The organism is Mesorhizobium sp. B2-3-5 (genome assembly GCF_006442395.1).
In the GTDB taxonomy this organism is placed as follows: domain Bacteria; phylum Pseudomonadota; class Alphaproteobacteria; order Rhizobiales; family Rhizobiaceae; genus Mesorhizobium.
Map to the genome: position 1 here is coordinate 149,474 of NZ_VFVX01000010.1, position 16,153 is coordinate 165,626.

A 16,153-nucleotide genomic window follows, 5' to 3' on the forward strand; every position below is an offset into this window, starting at 1 on the left:
AATTCACGAACCGGTGGCGCGCGCGGTGACGCGTTCCAGCCCGAGCAGCAGAACCAGCGTCGCCATCACCAGGATCATGGTGAGCGCCGCACCAGCAAAGATATCGCCGCGGTCGGTGAGGCTGAAGATGGAGACCGGCAGCGTCACCCAGCCCGGCGGATAGACCATGACGGTGGCGCCGAGTTCACCCATCGACAGCGCGAAGCTCAGGCCGAATGCAGCGACAAGATAAGGCGCCAGCAGAGGCAGCGTGACATGCCAGAGCCGGTATGCAGGCCGCGCGCCGAGGCTTGACGCCACCTGTTCGAAATCGGGCGAAAGCCGTGCCAAACCGGCCGAGACGTTGCCGAAGGTGAAAGCCGAGATCAGCACGAAATGCGCGATCATCACGATCGCCACCGTGCCGTTGAGCAGCAGCGGCGGATGGCTGAAGGCAACCAGCAGACCAAGGCCGACAGACACGGAGGGCACGGCGCTGGGAATAAAGAAGAGCAGACCAAGCAGCCGCTTCAAGGCATCGCCCTGAAGGCGAAGCGAAAGGGCCGCCCAGGTGCCGCTGACCAGCGCCAATGCGCTGGCCAGGAAGCCGGTGATGAGGCTCGCCTTGACCGAATTCCAGGCCGCGCCCTTGACGACGTCGGCGTAGTGCTCCGTCGTCAAGCCATTGGGCAGCACCCCGTTCCACTGGTCGGCGAGGCTGGACAGGAGGATGACCGCCAGCGGCGCCAGGAACAGCACACCGAAGATCAGCGCGAAGAGCATCCACAGCACGATGCGACCAGGGCGCGACCAGACCAGCATGGCTAGGCTCCTAACCGGCCGGCGGCGAAGCGGTAGAGGCCGAAAAGACCGAGCGACAGCGCGATGTTGACCACGGCGATGATGCAGGCGACCTGATAGGCCGATTCCTGGATCGCCTTGCCGTAGATCAGCAGCGGCAGCGTGATGACGCCCTTGGCGCCGATGAACAGCACGATGCCGAATTCGTTGACGGTCAACAGCAGGCAGAGGCTGCCGCCGGCGATGAGCGCGGGCACCGCGGCCGGCAGGATGACTTGGCGGACGATGCGGAAAGGTCTGGCGCCCAACACGCTTGCCGCTTCGATCTGGCCGCGATCGACCAGCGAGAAGGCGGCGAGCAGCGGCCGCAGGATGAAGGGCGTGTAGACGGTGACTTCGGCCAGCACCACGCCCCAGGTCGAATAGAGGAAATCGACCGGCGGCAACGGCAGCGAGAAGGCCTCCATCAGTCCGGTGTTGAGCATGCCGGCGGAGCCGTAGAGAAAAGTGAAAGCCAGCGTCACCAGGAAAGTCGGCAGCGCGATGAAGGTGTCGATCAGCCGGGCGATGAAGCCGCTGCCGGGGAACGGCACGAAAGCCAGGATCAATGCCAGCACAAGGCCGACGATGAGGCATCCGGCCGTGGCGGCGACCGAAATGGTCACAGTATTGATCAGCGCGTTGAGGAAGAAGCGCGAATGCAGGACACGGACGATCTCGGCGACATTGGCGACGCCGCTGTCGTCAAGGAAGGCCTGCCGGACGATCAGCGCCAGGGGATAGAAGAACAGCAGCGCCAGCAGCGCCGCCGGCGGCACGATCCAGAATTTGCCGGGCTCTCGCCTGATCGCCGGCGCGCGGATGGCGACAGCCTCAGACACCGGCGTCTTCCGGAAGCAGCGACGTGTCGGCCGGTGCGAAAAACAGCGGCACCCTGGCGCCGGGTTCCGGCAACGCCGTGGGCAGTTTCGTTGCCGAGACGCGCACCGGCGTGCCGTCGACATCGAGCACGAGATGGGTCAGTTCGCCCTGCCAGTGCACTTCCCTGAGTGTACCGACAATGCGGTTGGTGTGCTCGCTGTCGGCCGTCAGGCTGAGGTGCTGCGGCCTGATGCAGAGCAGGCTCTTGTCGCCGGCCTTCTCGTCACGACCAGCGCCGGTGAGCACGGCATCGCCGTGCCTTGCGGTGGCAAAGCCTTTCGATCCGACAGGTTCTTCAACCGTCACCGGCAGAAGGTTGGCGCGGCCGAGGAACTCGGCGGTAAAACGATTTGGCGGACGGCGGTAGAGTTCCGTCGTCAGTCCGTGCGAACAGACCCTGCCGTCGCGCATGATGGCGATCTTGTCGGCAAGGGTCAGCGCCTCGGTCTGATCATGGGTGACGTAGAGGATCGTCAGGCCCGGCAGGCTCCGGTGCAGGCGAGCGATCTCCTCGACCATGTTGCGGCGGATCTGCGCGTCGAGCGCCGAGAGCGGTTCGTCGAGCAGCAGCACGCGCGGCCGCACCGCCAGTGCCCGTGCGATCGCGACACGCTGCTGCTGGCCGCCCGAAAGCTCGCGCGGATAGCGTCTGGCAAAGGCAGACATGCCGACGGTGCCGAGTGCATCCTTGACCCGCTCGGCGATCAGCGCCTTGTCGGCGCCTTGTGCCCTGAGGCCGAAGGCAACGTTGTCCTCGACCCGCATATGCGGAAACAGCGCGTAATTCTGCACCACCATGCCGAGACCACGCTCATAAGGCGGCAGGTCGGTGACGTCGGTGGCGCCGATGCGGATGCGGCCGCTTGCCGGCCGCACGAACCCGGCCACGGCCCGCAAGGCAGTGGTCTTGCCTGAGCCGGAAGGGCCGATCATCGCCAGGATCTCGCCCGGTGCGATGTCCAGGGTCAGCGGATGCAGCACGACATGCGCGCCATAGGCGACGCTGACCTTGTCGAAGTGGACGTTGGAACCGGCGCCGCGAACCTTCGCGGCGTCGATATCCATGACACTGGTACCCGTGAAGGCGACGGCCGACATGGCGTTGTTCTCCCGACTGGTTCCCTTGGAGATCAACTTCCGGTCGCTTCGTTCCACTTCTTCACGTAATCGGGAAGCTTGGCCAGCGCGTCATCCCAGTTCGGCGACCAGATGGTCAGGCCCTTCATCGCCTCCTGCAACTTGGCGAAATTGGCGTCGGACGGCTTCACGTCCTTGCGGGCGGGCATACCGATGGCAATCGAGCTTACGGTGGACTGGGCTTCCTTGGACAACAGGAAGTCGATCAGCTTCTTGCCGTTGTCGGCGTTCGGCGCACCGGTGACCAGGCCGATTTCATAGGGCAGCGCGAAGGTGGAGCGGGTGCCGTCCGGACCAGCGGGCCAGAACACCTTGATGTTGGGATTGTCGGCCATCTGCGACATGTTCATCTGCAAATCGCCATTGGCGACATGCAATTCACCCTTGTTGACCAGCGCGGTCAGTTTGCCGGTCGAGGCGGACGGGCCGACATTGTTGTCCTGCAGTTTCTTCATGAAGGCGAAGCCCGCATCCTCGCCGCCGAAGGCGTGAATGATCTGCAGCATGACGGCGGTGCCGTCGCCGGCCTGGCCGGGAGTCGAATACTGGATCTTGCCCTTGAACTTCGGATCGAGCAGGTCGTTGTAGCTCTTCGGCGCTTCCGACAGCACGGCGCTGTTGTAGATGAAGTTCATGTAGTTGTTGACCAGCGGCCGGTACTTGTCGGTGCCGCCGTCGATCTGGGATGCAGCCTCAGGCTTGTAATCCTGCAGCAGGCCGTCTGCGGCCGCGCGCTGGATGAAGGGCGGCAAGGTCACCAGAACATCGGCCTGCGGGTTCGACTTCTCCTTGGCGACGCGCTCGACGACGCCGCCCGAACCTGCCTCGATATACTGCACGGTGATGCCGGTGGCCTTGGTGAAGGCGGCGAATTCGGTCTCGTACCAGCTGCCGTTGCCGTCATGCAGGCCATCGGCGGAATAGATGGTGACGACGCCGTCGGCGAGTGCCGGTCCGACGAGAGCGGCCGACGCGAGCAATGCGGCAAAGGCCGCGACCATGGTTGCGTTTCGTGATTTCATGACCAGTTCCCCTTTATGATTGAAGGCACATTCTGCGATGCACTAGGACCAATCGGCTCGGTCTTTGACGGACGTTGAGCCGATTGGATGTCGTCGTTGTGACAACTCTGAGGATTGGGGATCGATAAGTAAAATCTATTTATTTTATGACAGGCAAACTTCCTCTGATATTTGTCATGGAACTGTCGCATCCATGTCGTGGACGTATTTCGGGTCGCGGAACCGGCCCGAGACAGGGTCCCTGAAAGTTAAAAGGTGATGGAAATCAGGAGAATAAAACGCCTGCCGTCTGCGCCCGCAGACGAGGATCGAACGAGCGGACTGTCACCGGACGCCCGTCGAGTATTTCGAAGCAGCGGGCGAGCGTGTCCTCTTCAAGCCGGCGTATCGCTTCCGCCGTGAAAAATGTGAGATGCGGAAAGAGGATCACATTGTCGCGACCGAACAATGCGCTCATCGGATGCCCGGACTTCGCCAGAGGCTCGACCGAATAGACGTCCAGGCCAGCGCCGCCAATGCGCCCCGTGACGATCGCCTCGACCAGTGCCGCCTCATCGATCAGCGCGCCGCGAGAAACGTTGACGATGACGGCGGAAGTTTTCATGCAAGCGAGTTCGGCCTTGCCGATCAGGCCACGCGTCTTATCGTTCAGCACACAATGGATGGAAACGAAGTCGCAGGCCCGCAGCATGGTGTGGAGATCGTCGGCCTTCTCGATGCCGGCAGCGTGCATAGTCGCTGCATCGACGCCGGGATCGAAACCAAGAACCCGCGCGCGAAACCCGTGTCCGGCCATGCGCGCCATGCTGCGGCCGATCTTGCCGCAACCGACGAGCCCCAGCGTGGCGCCGGAAATATCGCGCCCAAGCCAACGCTGCTCGGGCCAGATCCAGCCATCGCGCGACACCGCCGCCGTAATGGCCGGCAGGCGCTTGGCCAGCGCGATCATCAGCGCGAAGGCGCCCTCCGCCACGGTTTCCTCGGCATATTCGGGCACATTGACGACCGGGATGCCGCGCCGCATCGCGGCCGGGATGTCGATGGCATCGATGCCGACGCCATATTTGACGATGCCCTTCAATCTGGTAGCCGCGTCGATCACCCCAGCGGTGATCGGTGTGTAGCACATCAGCAGAAGATCGGCGTCGGCGACCGCGCTGATGAGCTTGGCTTCGGGAATGCCGTCCGGCAGCGTCACCAGTTCGACGCCCCTCGCCCGCAAGCCGGCATCGATGCCGTGGCATTCGAGTTCCTGATCGGTGCGCACCGCCTTCATGATCAGGCCGCCAGCACCGCGGCCTCGACGACATCGAGCGCGCGATCGAGATCGGGTTTCGAGATGACCAGCGGCGGCGAGAGCGTCAGCACATTGCCTTGGCTGATTTTGAAGCTCAGCCCTTGCTCCAGGCACGTATAGAAGACGCGTTCTGCAAGTTCACGTGCCGGCTGGCGCGAAGCTCGGTCCTCGACGAGTTCGACGCCGACCATCAGCCCCCTGCCCCTGACATCGCCGATATGAGGCGAGCGCCCCATCAGATCCTGCATGCGCCCCAGCATATGGCGACCGAGTTCGGCCGACCGTTCGACCAATCCCTCTTCCAAGATGATGTCGATCGTCGTCAGCGCGGCGCGCGTCGTCACCGGGTTCTTCTCGTGGGTATAATGGCCAATGGCAAAGCCGCCCGTGACGTCGAGGTCGCGGCGGGCAATGACGGCGGCGATCGGCAAGATGCCGCCGCCGAGCGATTTGCCGAGAACGACGATGTCGGGAGTCACGCCATCATGCTCGTGGGCGAAGAATTTGCCGGTCTTGCCGAGCCCCGTCGGGATCTCGTCGAAGATCAGCAGCGTGCCGTGCCGATCGCAGGTCTCGCGCACCCGCTTCCAGAAACCGGGCGGCGGTGGATTGGGTGTCGCCCGCATCGGCTCGGCAACCACCGCCGCCACGTCCTGCTCGCGGCCGAGAACGTAGGCGATCATGTTGGCGCAGGCGAGCCCGGAAGCTTCCAGCGAATCGTGGCCGTAGGGGCAGCGATAGCCGTCCCAGGGCGCGACATGTTCGGTACCGGTCATCATCGGGCCGGCGATATGGGAGCGGAAGGTCGCCTCGCCGCCGACACTCGCCGCACCGAAGCCGGCACCGTGGAAGGCATCCCAGAACGATACCGTCTTGAAGCGGCCGGTGGCTGCACGCGCGATCTTCAGCGCCACCTCGATGGCATCCGAGCCGCCCGTGGTGAACAGCACCTTGCCGAGATCGCCGGGCGCAAGTGCCGCCAATTTCTCGGCCAGTTCGACCGCGGGCTCGCAAGTGAAGCGGCGCGGCGCAAAGCAGAGCTCGTCGAGCTGCTTCTTGATCGCGGCAACCAGCCTTGGATGGCCGTAACCAAGGTGATGCACGCTGTTGCCATGGAAATCCATGAAGCGCCGGCCGGCCGTATCCTCGATCCAGATGCCTTCCGCTTTGGCGATCGTCGACAGGCAGGGACTGGACAGGCTCTGGTGGATGAAGGCGGCAGCGTCGCGGTCAAGCAGGCCGCGGATACGCGGATCATCCTGGCCGGCGTCCCAGCGGCCGCGCGCCGCCGTGGTGTTGGAATCGCCCTCGGTATGCACAAGCTCGGTTATCGCGGCCATCATTGTCTCCGAAACGCGAATGAGGGAGCGTGGAACGCCCCCTCGATTTATCCTGCCAGCCAGTGTGATCCGATCAGGACCAGGGCAGCGAAAACGTCTTCACATTGGTATAGCTCTTCATCGCCTCGATGACGCCTTCCTTGTAGCCATTGCCCGAATCCTTGATGCCGCCAAAGGGCGACATCTCGATGCGGTAGCCCGGCACTTCCCAGATATTGACCGTGCCGACCTGCAGACCGGCGATGTATTTCTGCATGCGGGGAAACGAGTTGGTGCAGACGCCCGACGACAGGCCGAAGGCGGTCGAGTTGGAGAGCGCAATGAGTGCCTCGTCATTGTCAGGCGCGCGCACGATCGGGATGATCGGCCCAAACGTTTCTTCCATCACCAGTTCAGACTTGTGCGGCACATGATCGACAACAATCGGCGGCAGCAGCGCACCCTGGCGACCCGGATTGTAGAGGATCTCGGCACCTTGCTCGGCGGCCATGTGGACGCGGGCTTCGAACAACGCCGCCGCCTTCTCGTGGACGACGGTGCCAAGATCGGTCGAACGGTCCATCGGATCGCCGAAGCGGATCTTCTTTGCCCGCTCCAGCACCAGCGGCACGAAACGGTCGGCGACGCTTTCCTGGACGAGGATGCGCTTGACCGCCGTGCAGCGCTGGCCGGAATTCTTCGTGGCACCCGCGACCGCGAGATCGGCGGCCTTGGCCAGATCCTCATCGGAGAGGTCGTTGAGGATGATCAGCGGATCGTTGCCGCCGAGTTCCAGCACCTGGCGCTTGTAGCCGGCAGTGCGCGCGATCATCTTGCCGACAGGCACACCGCCGGTGAAGGTGATCAGGTCGATGTTCTCGTTGGTGATCATTTCGTTGCCGATGTCGGCCGGCCAGCCGGTCACCACCGAGAGCATTTCCGGCGGCAGGCCGGCTTCGTAGAGGATGTCGGCGAGCAGCAGCGCCGTCATCGGCGTCAGTTCGGTCGGCTTCACCACCACGCAATTGTTGGTGGCGATCGCCGGCGCCACCTTGTGCGAAACCATGTTGAGCGGATGGTTGAACGGCGTGATCGCGGAGATCGCCTTCAGCGGCTCGCGGGTGGTGAAGATCTTGCGCGCCTTGCCATGCGGTGTGAGATCGCAGGAGAAAATCTGGCCGTCGTCCTGGATACACATCTGCGCCGACAGCGTGAACACGTCATAGGCGCGGCCGACTTCATAGAGCGAGTCTGTCTTGGAGATGCCGAGCTCAAGTGTGATGAGATCAGAGATTTCCTCCTTGCGCGCGGCCAGCGCTTCGGCGGTACGGAACAGGATCTGCTGCCGCTCGTAACGCGTCAGCTTCGACCTGTAGCCGGCCGCGATTTCGAAGGCCTGGCGGGCGTGTTCGGCGCGACCGGCAGGCACAGTGCCGATGACAGCATTGGTATAGGGGTAGTGGACGGGAACGACGCCGTCGGCGTCGACCTTGCGTCCTGCGATGCGCATCGGTTCATGGCGCACCTTGATCGAAGTATCGAGCTTAGTCATGGGCTCTGTTCCAGCAATGTGTGGGCGTGTTGTAGCAGAGGATCGACCCCCACTCCGGCCCTTCGGGCCACCTCTCCCCCGATCGACGGGGGAGAGGAAGTTCGGCAACGTCAGCGCCCCATCGTTTCCAAGTTAAAGCGCGGCAGGATCAGCTTGGCGCCCTTCCTCTCCCCCCGTCGATCGGAGGAGAGGTGCCGAGCGGAGCGAGGCGGAGTGGGGGTCGACATCAGGCTCAGCCTACGCCAAAGCCGCCGCCATGGTGGCGTAGTAGAAGGCGTCGAAATTGCGCAAAGTTGGCTCGTTGGGCAGGTCCGGCAACACGCGGTTGACGATGAACGGCACTTCCTGCTCGGTCAGCCCGCCATGCGAGCGCAGCGGTTCGTCGAGGGCCGCGAGATCATGCCGGTGTTCGCTGGTGCCAATGGTCTTGTTCTCGGTCGAGATCAGCACGATGTCGCCGATGCGGTCGGCCGGCAATTCGAAACGTTCGCAGGCCGTCGGGCTGTCGACGACCAGCATGATACCGTCGACCTTGGCCAGACGCGCCATGATGTCGGCCTGGTCCGCGCCATCAGGCAGATAGGCGGTGGCGAACGAGCCGAGGGCGCCATGGTGCACGACATAGGGGTCGGTGATCGGCAGGATCACGCGGGCGGCGTCCTTTCCCAGCCATTCGTCGAGCAGGTCCTGGACATAGACGACGTCGGGCGAGCCGTCGGCCTTGTGCTTGGGCTTCATGCCATGGTCGGCGGTGACGACGATCGCCGCGCCCAGCGCATCAAGCTCGGTCAGATACCTGTCGAACATCTCGTAGAAGGCATTGGCCTGAGGCACGCCCGGCGCATATTTGTGCTGCACATAGTCGGTGGTGGTCAGGTACATGATATCTGGGCGGAATTCCTTCAGCAGCTGGACGCCTGCGGCGAAGACGAATTCCGACAGCTCAGCCGAATAGACTTCCGGCACCTGCAGCCCGAAGTGCTTGGAGGCATTGTCGATGCCGTGCTCGGCCTTGGTGGTGGTGTCGGACTTTTCCGCCGAGAAGCACAGCGCACGGCCTTCGTCGAAGGCAAGCCCCTTGCCGAGCAGCGCCCGCAATTTGTCCTTGGCGGTTACCACGGCAACCTTGGCGCCGGCGTCGTAGAAGGCCTGGAAGATGGTCGGCGCGCGCAGGAAGCGCGGGTCGTTCATCATCACTTCCTTGCCGGTCTCACGCTCGTAGAGATAGTTGCCGCAGATGCCATGCACCGACGGTGGACGACCGGTGGCGATCGAGAGATTGTTAGGGTTGGTGAAGCTCGGGATGACCGAGTGCGCCATGCGCACCGTGCCCTTCTGCTTGATCCTGACCAAAGCCGGCATCAGCCCGGCATGAATAGCCTCGTCGAGATAGGCCGGCTCGCAGCCGTCTAGGCAGATGGCGATGGCGGGCACGCGCGGCCAGGCGTAGGTGCGGCCGTTGACGGCGACGTTGACGGGAGACATCTGGTTCATCGAAAATCCCTTGAAATCCTGCCGCTTCAGGCGGCGAGTTTGGCACGCTCGGCGATTGCCGCGGCGGGTGGAGCGGCGGTATCAACGCCCATTTCCTTCAGTGACTCCGCCGCTGCCTCGACGACGCGGCGCATGACATGTTCGTCCATCTGGCCGATGCAGCCGACGCGGAAGGAATCCACGACCGTCAGCTTGCCTGGATAGATGATGAAGCCCTTGTCCTTCATCAGCTCGTAGAAGCGATCAAAGGCGAAGTTGGCATGGGCCGGATTGAAGAAGGTGACGATGATCGGCGACAGCCAACGGTCCTTCAGCAAGGTCTCGAAACCGAGTTCGCGCATGCCGGCCACCATCACGTCGCGGTTCCTGGTGTAGCGGGCGCCACGGCCGGCGACGCCGCCTTCGGCTTCGTGCTGGCGCAGCGCCTCGAGGAAGGCGGCAACGACATGCGTCGGCGGCGTGTAGCGCCACTGGCCGGTCTTGTTCATATGTGCCCATTGTGCATGGACGTCGAGCGACAGCGAATGGCTGCGGCCCTTGGCAGCCTCGAGCTCGCTCTTGCGGGCGATGATGAAGCCGAAGCCCGGCACACCCTCGATGCATTTGTTGGCGGAGGAAACCATCGCCTCGTAGCGGATTTCGTTGACGTCGAGCGCGACCGCGCCGAAGGCGCTCATGGAATCGACCAGCAGTTTGCGGCCCTTGGCATGGACGGCCTCGGCGATCTCGGCGACCGGGTTGAGGATGCCTGAACTCGTCTCGCAATGGATGGCGATGACATGCGTGATGGCGAGGTCGGCCTCCAGGGCTGCCGCCACCTCGTCGCCGCGCGGCGGCAGATAGTCGCCCTTGTCGATCAGCGTATAGGCACGGCCGAGATATTGCATGGTCTGCGCGGCACGCAGGCCATAGGCGCCATTGGCCAGCACCAGGACCTTGCCGTCCCGGGGCACGAACGAGCCCAGCATCGCCTCGACGCAGAAGGAGCCGCTGCCCTGCATCGGCACGCAATCGAATTCGCCTTTCGCGTCACCGGTCAGCGCCAGCAGGCGGCGGCGCATGTCTGATGTCATGGCGCGGAAGTCGCCGTCCCACGATCCCCAGTCGCGCAGCATGGCCTGCTTGACCGAATAGGCCGTGGTGAGCGGGCCCGGGGTCAAGAGATAGGGCTCGCCCAGCGCCGGCATGGCCAGCGGCTCCGCGGCAAATTTCGTCTCGGCGAGCATGGGTGTCCTCCGACAGGTCGCTGCTTTTTTGATGCGGCCTTACTCTCGGCCGGAATGACATATTTGTAAAATCGTTATTTTGTATCGAAGTATCGATTTCCACGATGATAGGATTGCCATCTCTGTCAGGCCGGCACGGGCGCCATTGCGTCCGCTGCGCCACCGCCCGTGGCCAGCCGGCTTTCAAGCAGATCGCCGCTTTGCGTCAGCAGGGGATAGGCGACCGACGCCATCAGCGAGTTGATTTCCTTCAGCGCCCTGACCGCCTCCAGGTGAATATCGCTGGTGTCGATGCTCTGCGGCATTCCCGATTGCAGGCGCTTGAGGTGACGATCATGGCTCATACGTTCCAGCTTGCGCATACGCTCCTTCTCGACCACAAGTTGCCGCGCCGAATCGAGGTCGCCCGATACCAGCACGTTGAGCGCAAGCTGCATGTTGGCCATGACACGGCTGTGAAGCCCGCGCAGTTCTCCCCAGCCGTCGCGCGAAAAGCGCAGATTCTTGTCCCGCAATTCCCCGGCAAGCACGAGCAGGTTCTTGGCGACGATATCGCCGGCCCGTTCGAGATTGATGGCGAAATCGGTGAGTTCGATGCCGCGGCGAGCCTCGGCCGCGGTCATGCTGCCGCGGTTGACCTCGGCAATGTAGAGCTTGATGTCGGTGTGGGCGCGGTTGACCTCGTCATCCAGCTTGCGCGCCTGGCGGATCTGATCGGCAGTGCCGGCGTCGAAGAAATCCATCACCGGACGCAGCATCACCTCGACGACTTCACCCATGCGCAGCAACTCGCGGGTCGCACTGGCCAGCGCGAGACCCGGCGTGCGCATGACGCTGCGATCCAGCGCGCTGGCGCGACGCGACATCAGATCGGTACTGTCCTCCGGCTTTGCCGACGACTTGTCGGCGATCAGCGAGGTCACCAGCCTTTCCATCAAGCCGGCGAAAGGCAGGCAGCAGACGACCAGAGCCAGATTGAAGGCGAGGTGCAGGTTGACCAGCTGCCGGCCTTCGGTTGCACCGAAAAGGTGTGCCGGGAACGCCAACGCCTGAAGGGCGAACAGGGCGGCGAGCGCGGCCGTGCCGCGGAAGATCAGATTGCCAAGGGGGATGCGACGCGCCGCGGCGGGCTCGCCGCGCGTCAGCCACACCGCGATCAGCGCGCCGCCGCAATTGGCGCCAAGGATGAAGAACAGGCCGACCTCGACAGGCAACACGCCTTGCGCGGCGAGCGTGACGAACAGCAGGATCGCCGCCACGCTGGAATGGATCAGCCATGTGAACAGGGCGGCGGCGGCAAAGGCCGTGAAATAATCCGCGCGCAAATAGGAAATCACCAATGGCAGCAGCGTGCTCTGGCGCATCGGCGCGGTCGCCTCGCCGATCATGTGCAGCGACAGCAGAACGAACGCTATGCCCATCAGGATGCGCCCTCCTTGCTTGATGCCGCGCGCCTCGAACTTCAGGAACATCGCGCCGCCGACAAGGATCAGCGCGGGTATAAGCCAGCTCAAGTCGAACGAGAGCACCTGCACGACCAAGGCGGAGCCAAGATCGGCGCCAAGCAGGATCGCCAGCCCGGCCGAAACCGAAACCATCCCGCTTGCGGCAAACCCAGCTGCCAGCATGGCGACGGCCGTGGAACTTTGCAGCAGGACGGCAAGCACGGTGCCGGTCCCCGCCGATCTGATTCGCGCACCGCGAGCCTGTCTCAGGGCATCGCGCAATGCAGGCCCGCAGGCCCGCTCGACGCCGGTGCGCACCATGCGCACAGCCCAGAGCAGCAGCATGACGGCACCCGCCAGATGCAGCAGGATGATGGAAAATTGCATGGCTACGCCTCCGGATGTCCGCGGCCGGCAGAGACGTCGGCCTTTACTCAGGCTAAGTTTGACCGAACATAAGTCAAATCGTTCATTTCTATCTTTTAGTTAATCTGGCTTATGGTAGGATATCCACTCTTCCGGATCTCGAACGGCGGAAACGATGCGCTACGTCCAGTTGCGGGCCTTTCATCAAGTGGCGATCTCGGGCGGGTTTTCGCGAGCGGCCGAAGCGCTGTTCCTGACCCAGCCGGCCATTTCCGACCAGGTGCGCAAGCTCGAGGAAGAATATGATGTCCTGCTGTTCAATCGGAACAAGAAGCAGGTCACGCTGACCCATTCGGGCCAGAAGCTGCTTGAGATAACCCACCGCATGTTCGACACCGAACAGCAGGCACTGGAACTGCTCACCGAGTCGCGCGCGCTGCGTTCCGGCACGCTGCGCATCGTCGCGGACGCCGCACATCACCTGCTTCACATCCTCGGCAGCTTCCGGTCCCGTTATCCCGGCGTCCAGGTCTCTGTGCGCGCCGGCAACACAGAGACGGTCATCAGCAGCCTCTACAGCTATGATGCCGACATCGGCGTGCTGGGCGAGGTACCGGCCGGCCGCGATTTCGAGGTGCTGAAGCTCAACTCGACACCGATCATCGCCTTCACCTCCATCGACCACCCGCTGTCGGGCAAGAAATCGCTGACCCTCAAGCAGCTCGCGCAGGAATCGCTGGTCATGCGCGAACGCGGCTCGAAGACGCGTCAAAAGCTCGAAGACCTCGCTGCTGCCTCGAAGGTCGAGCTAAGGCCGGTCATCGAGGCCGAGGGCCGCGAGGCTGTCCGCGAGATCGTCGCCTCGGGCGCCGGCATCGGCTTTGTCTCGGCGGCCGAATTCGGCCAGGATTCGCGGCTCGTCCCGATCACCATCGACGCTCCCGAAACCCTCATGGACGAAGCGCTGATCTGCCTGCGCGAGCGCAGCGGCGGCAAGCTGGTGCGCGCCTTTCTCGACATGGCGCGCTCGATGTCGGCGGATTAAGCGGCGGCGCGAACCTCAATCCCATCCGCCTTCACCCGCTCTGATTTCGGATCGTAGGGGCTGCGCAAGTGCGCCGTGGCCGTATGGCGAACGCCGGCGAGGTCGATCTCGAAACGGCCACCGCTGAGGAATTGGGCGTCGACGCCGGCTTCATTCTCGACCAGCCCGAGCGCGACCGAGCGGCCCAGCGTGTGGCCATAGGCCGCCGAGCGAACCTCGCCAACCGGTTTGCCGTCACGCAGGATCAGCTCACCGCCCCACAGCATCGGCTCGGCATCGTCGAGCGTGAACAGCACGATACGCTTGGCCGGTGCCGCCGCAGACCTTGCCTCGACCAGCGCGTCGCGGCCGATGAAGCCGCCCGGCTTGTCGATAGCGACGGCAAAGCCAAGCCCGACCTGCCAGGGGTTGATATCCGGCGTCAATTCCCTGCCCCAGGCGCGAAAACCCTTTTCGATGCGCAATGCATCGAGCGCGTAGTAGCCGGCGTCAGCCAAGCCGAATTCGCCCCCCGCCTCGTGCAGCGCCTCGTAGACGCCGACGGCGAATTCTGTCGGCACGATCAGCTCCCAGCCGAGCTCACCGACATAGGTCATTCGATTGGCATAGGCAGTGGCATGGCCGATATCAATCTCGCGGATAGTGGCGAAGGGGAAGCCCGCGTTGGAGAGATCGGCCGAGGACAGTTTGCCGAGGAGATCGCGCGAGCGTGGCCCCATCACGGCCAGCACGGCGTAGGCGGAGGTAATGTCGGTCAGGGTCGCATGCGCATCGGCCGGAATGTTCTTGACGATCCAGTCGGCGTCGTGGACCGCCTGCGCGGACCCTGTGACGACGAGGAATTTTTCCGCGCCCAGCCGCATCACGGTGAGATCGCTTTCATAGCCGCCACGCGCGTTGAGCACACCCGTGTAGACCGACGTACCTATAGGTATATCGACATTGCCGGCGCAGATCCGGTTCAGCACGGCGCAAGCGTCGCGGCCCTGGACAAGCAGTTTTGCGAAAGACGTCTGGTCGAAGATTGCGACGGCCTCGCGCGTCGCCTTCATCTCGCGGCGGACCGCCTCGTGCCAATTCTGGCGGCCGAAGGCATAGTCATTCTCGGGCTTCTCTCCCGAAGCGGCAAACCAGTTGGCGCGCTCCCATCCCATCTTTGAGCCGAAGCAGGCGCCCCTGGCGGCCAGCCGATCATAGAGCGGCGAGCGGCGGAAGGGCCGCGCGGTGTCGAGTTCCCGGTTCGGCCATGGCATGGCGTAGTGCAGGCCGAGTGTCTCCTTGACCCGGTCATGCAGCCAGCGCGGGTTGTTGTTGAACGAGGCGAAGCGCCTGATGTCGACCGGCCACAGATCCATGGTGGGCGCACTGTTGACGATCCATTCGGCCAGCGCCCTGCCGGCGCCGCCGGCACTGGCGATGCCCATCGAATTGAAGCCGGCGCCGACATAGAAATTCTTCAGTTCCGGTGCCTCGCCGAGGATGAAATTGTTGTCCGGCGTGAAGCTTTCGGGACCGTTGTAGAATTTCTTGACCTCGGCATGCGCCAGCTGCGGCACGCGGACCAGCGCGTTTTCCATCAGGATCTCGAACTGGTCCCAATCGTCCGGCAGCAGCGCGAATTCGAAATTTTCGGGGATGCCCTTCATGCCCCAGGGCTTGGCATGCGGCTCGAAGCCTCCCATGACCAAGCCGCCGACCTCTTCCTTGAAATAGATGAAGCCGTCGGGGTCGCGCATGACAGGCAGGTCAGGATGCACGCCCTCGACCCTGCCGGTGACGATGTACATGTGCTCAGCCGAATGCAGCGGTACCGAGACGCCGCACATCAGTCCGACCTTGCGCGCCCACTGGCCGGCGCAGTTGACGACGATCTCGGCGGCGATGCTGCCGTGGTCGGTTTCGACACCGCAGGCGACGCCGTTGCTGACGCTGATGCCTGACACCTTGACCCGTTCGATGATTTTCGCGCCGCGGTTGCGCGCGCCCTTGGCCAGCGACTGCGTCAGATCAGTCGGGTTGGCCTTGCCGTCGCCTGGCAGCCAGACGGCACCGACCAGATCGTCCGTCGCCATGACAGGCCACAGATCGCCGGCCTCCCTGGGCGAGATCACGTCGATCTCCACGCCCTGAGCACGCGCCGACGCTGCCATGCGCTTCAGCACCGTCATGCGATCAACGGTGCGCGCAACGGACAGCGAGCCGCAATTCTTCCAGCCGGTGGCAAGGCCGGTTTCGGCCTCCAACTCGCTGTAAAGCTGGGTGGAGTATCTGATCAGGCTGGTCATGTTCGAATGGCTGCGCAACTGACCGACAAGACCGGCGGCATGCCAAGTGGTGCCGCCGCTGAGTTGTCCCTGCTCAAGCAGGACAACATCGGTCCAGCCGAGTTTTGTCAGATGATAGGCGACCGAGCAGCCAATGATGCCGCCGCCGACGATGACAACGCGAGCCTGGGTGGGAAATTCATTTGCCATGAGCGTTCCGCCATTGGAGGGACGGCCGGGACACTAACATAGGGAAACCAAATATCAACTCAAAAAGTCACAAAA

The 16,153-nt window shown here is 63.4% G+C and carries 12 protein-coding genes; 1 reads left to right on the forward strand and 11 read right to left on the reverse strand.

The annotated features are described in order from the left end of the window. Positions 1–3: 3 nt before the first annotated feature. The 10 genes from FJ958_RS14600 to FJ958_RS14645 form a co-directional block, all read right to left on the reverse strand. The gene (locus FJ958_RS14600) at positions 4–801 is read right to left on the reverse strand and encodes an ABC transporter permease subunit (protein ID WP_140743701.1); all 798 of its coding nucleotides are present in this window, start codon (positions 799–801) and stop codon (positions 4–6) included. 2 nt (positions 802–803) lie between these two features. Then, complete coding sequence (locus tag FJ958_RS14605) at positions 804–1,661, reverse strand: 2-aminoethylphosphonate ABC transporter permease subunit (RefSeq protein WP_140743703.1); 858 nt, start codon at positions 1,659–1,661, stop codon at positions 804–806. After that, complete coding sequence (locus tag FJ958_RS14610; RefSeq protein WP_140743705.1) at positions 1,654–2,799, reverse strand: ATP-binding cassette domain-containing protein; 1,146 nt, start codon at positions 2,797–2,799, stop codon at positions 1,654–1,656. The genes FJ958_RS14605 and FJ958_RS14610 overlap by 8 nt, the downstream gene beginning before the upstream one ends. Before the next feature lie 32 nt (positions 2,800–2,831). Further along, positions 2,832–3,860 (reverse strand): 2-aminoethylphosphonate ABC transporter substrate-binding protein, encoded by a 1,029-nt coding sequence (locus FJ958_RS14615; RefSeq protein ID WP_140607439.1) that lies wholly within the window; start codon positions 3,858–3,860, stop codon positions 2,832–2,834. A 265-nt stretch (positions 3,861–4,125) separates the two neighbouring features. After that, positions 4,126–5,136, reverse strand: a complete 1,011-nt coding sequence (locus FJ958_RS14620) for a C-terminal binding protein (protein ID WP_140743707.1) — start codon at positions 5,134–5,136, stop codon at positions 4,126–4,128. Between the two features lie 2 nt (positions 5,137–5,138). Continuing rightward, positions 5,139–6,497: an aspartate aminotransferase family protein gene (locus tag FJ958_RS14625; protein WP_140743709.1), complete on the reverse strand. Its 1,359-nt coding sequence runs from the start codon at positions 6,495–6,497 to the stop codon at positions 5,139–5,141. 73 nt (positions 6,498–6,570) lie between these two features. Continuing rightward, positions 6,571–8,028: a phosphonoacetaldehyde dehydrogenase gene (gene phnY / locus FJ958_RS14630; RefSeq protein WP_140743711.1), complete on the reverse strand. Its 1,458-nt coding sequence runs from the start codon at positions 8,026–8,028 to the stop codon at positions 6,571–6,573. Positions 8,029–8,265: 237 nt separating this feature from the next. Continuing rightward, positions 8,266–9,522, reverse strand: a complete 1,257-nt coding sequence (phnA, locus tag FJ958_RS14635; protein ID WP_140743714.1) for a phosphonoacetate hydrolase — start codon at positions 9,520–9,522, stop codon at positions 8,266–8,268. A 26-nt stretch (positions 9,523–9,548) separates the two neighbouring features. Continuing rightward, entirely contained in the window at positions 9,549–10,748 is a 1,200-nt protein-coding gene (locus FJ958_RS14640; RefSeq protein WP_140743716.1) for a 2-aminoethylphosphonate--pyruvate transaminase, read from the reverse strand. Between the two features lie 125 nt (positions 10,749–10,873). Continuing rightward, entirely contained in the window at positions 10,874–12,580 is a 1,707-nt protein-coding gene (locus FJ958_RS14645) for a Na/Pi cotransporter family protein (RefSeq protein WP_140743718.1), read from the reverse strand. A 154-nt stretch (positions 12,581–12,734) separates the two neighbouring features. Between FJ958_RS14645 and FJ958_RS14650 the strand changes: the two genes are divergently transcribed. After that, complete coding sequence (locus FJ958_RS14650) at positions 12,735–13,604, forward strand: LysR substrate-binding domain-containing protein (RefSeq protein ID WP_140743720.1); 870 nt, start codon at positions 12,735–12,737, stop codon at positions 13,602–13,604. On the opposite strand, the gene FJ958_RS14655 is transcribed toward FJ958_RS14650, so the two are convergent. Further along, the gene (locus FJ958_RS14655) at positions 13,601–16,078 is read right to left on the reverse strand and encodes an FAD-dependent oxidoreductase (RefSeq protein WP_140743722.1); all 2,478 of its coding nucleotides are present in this window, start codon (positions 16,076–16,078) and stop codon (positions 13,601–13,603) included. The genes FJ958_RS14650 and FJ958_RS14655 overlap by 4 nt on opposite strands. Positions 16,079–16,153: the final 75 nt, after the last annotated feature.